Here is a 1,161-nt window from a genome sequence, read left to right as displayed (position 1 = left end):
TGCCGGCAGCACGGCGCGGGCCGGTGGGGGCGCCGGCCGTCAGGCCGAGAGGTTGCCGCGCCCCTTGCGACGGCGCGCGGCGAGGATCGCGCGGCCGGCGCGGGTGCGCATGCGCAGCCGGAAGCCGTGCGTCTTGGCCCGGCGGCGGTTGTTCGGCTGGAAAGTACGCTTGCTCACGGTCGGCTCCTGGTCGGCGGTTCGCAGGCGTCCTGCGACGCCGAGATGTCTACGGTCACTGGCTCGGGTTCGCGGGCCACCGGCCACACGACGCTCCACAACGACAGATGCGGGGAGCCGCGTTCGACGGGCGCGACACGCCCATCCGACCAGGTGTCCGGTCGTCAAGGGTACGCAGCGCGTTTCGAGGGGGTCAAACCGCCCCCACCGGGCGCCGCGACCCCGCCGGACGCCCGCCACGACGGCTGCTGCTAGCGTCGCCGACCCCGCCCGGGACCGGCGCGGGAGTAACGACCGCCCGCACCCCGACCGAGACCTCCACACGACCGACGGCCGGTGCCCCGATGCGCGTCGGCCGGGACCTGCTGCGTACCTTTACGCACAAGTGTGGACAACTCTGGGGATACATCGCCCCCGAGGCCGAGTCCTCGTGTCCGGACGGCTCATCGCCAGTGCTCCGGGGGGAGCAGACCGCCGGCGGCGGTCGATCGGGAGGGGGAAACGCGGATGACCGACCAGCCGGGCGATCTCGGCGCGGTCTGGAACCGGGTCATCGCCGATCTCTCCGGCGCGTCGGCCGAGTCCGGCACACCCGCCCTCTCCCCGCAGCAGCGCGCGTTCCTGCGCCTGACCCGTCCCCTCGGCCTGCTCGACGGCACCGCACTGCTCGCCGCGCCGAGTGAGTTCGCGAAGGACGCCATCGAGCGGATCCTGCGCAGGCCGATCAGCGACGCCCTCGGCCGCCACCTCGGTGTGGCGGTCAACCTCGCCGTCGTCGTCGACGCCTCCGCGGCGTCCGGCGGCACCGAGGTCCCCGACCCGCCCGGGTTCGGCATGCACCGCGGCGTCACCGCGGGGGACAGCGTCCGCGACACCGGCACCGGTGACCGGGCCGGCGACGACCCGGCCGCGTCGGCCGACGGGGACCACGGCACCCGTCCCGCACACGACCGCCCCGCGCGCGAGCACGCCCCCGCCGACGGC

Annotated in this window: 1 protein-coding gene and 1 pseudogene; one reads left to right on the top strand and one right to left on the bottom strand. The window is 75.3% G+C overall.

What is annotated here, in order from left to right; all coding sequences use genetic code 11:
- Window positions 1-39 precede the first annotated feature (39 nt).
- Window positions 40-177 carry a 50S ribosomal protein L34 gene (gene rpmH / locus GTW08_RS22395; RefSeq protein WP_020622600.1) on the bottom strand — a complete coding sequence of 46 codons (138 nt, stop codon included), beginning with the start codon at window positions 175-177 and terminating at the stop codon, window positions 40-42.
- A gap of 507 nt (window positions 178-684) precedes the next feature.
- On the opposite strand from rpmH, the pseudogene GTW08_RS22390 reads away from it, so the two are divergent.
- A pseudogene (locus GTW08_RS22390) lies at window positions 685-1,161 on the top strand (chromosomal replication initiation protein DnaA); the annotation flags it as partial.

The organism is Pseudonocardia sp. SID8383 (assembly GCF_009864975.1).
Taxonomy (GTDB): Bacteria; Actinomycetota; Actinomycetes; order Mycobacteriales; family Pseudonocardiaceae; genus Pseudonocardia; species Pseudonocardia alni.
The sequence above is the reverse complement of the archived record's forward strand: the minus strand, read 5'-3'. Positions and strand labels throughout refer to the sequence as shown.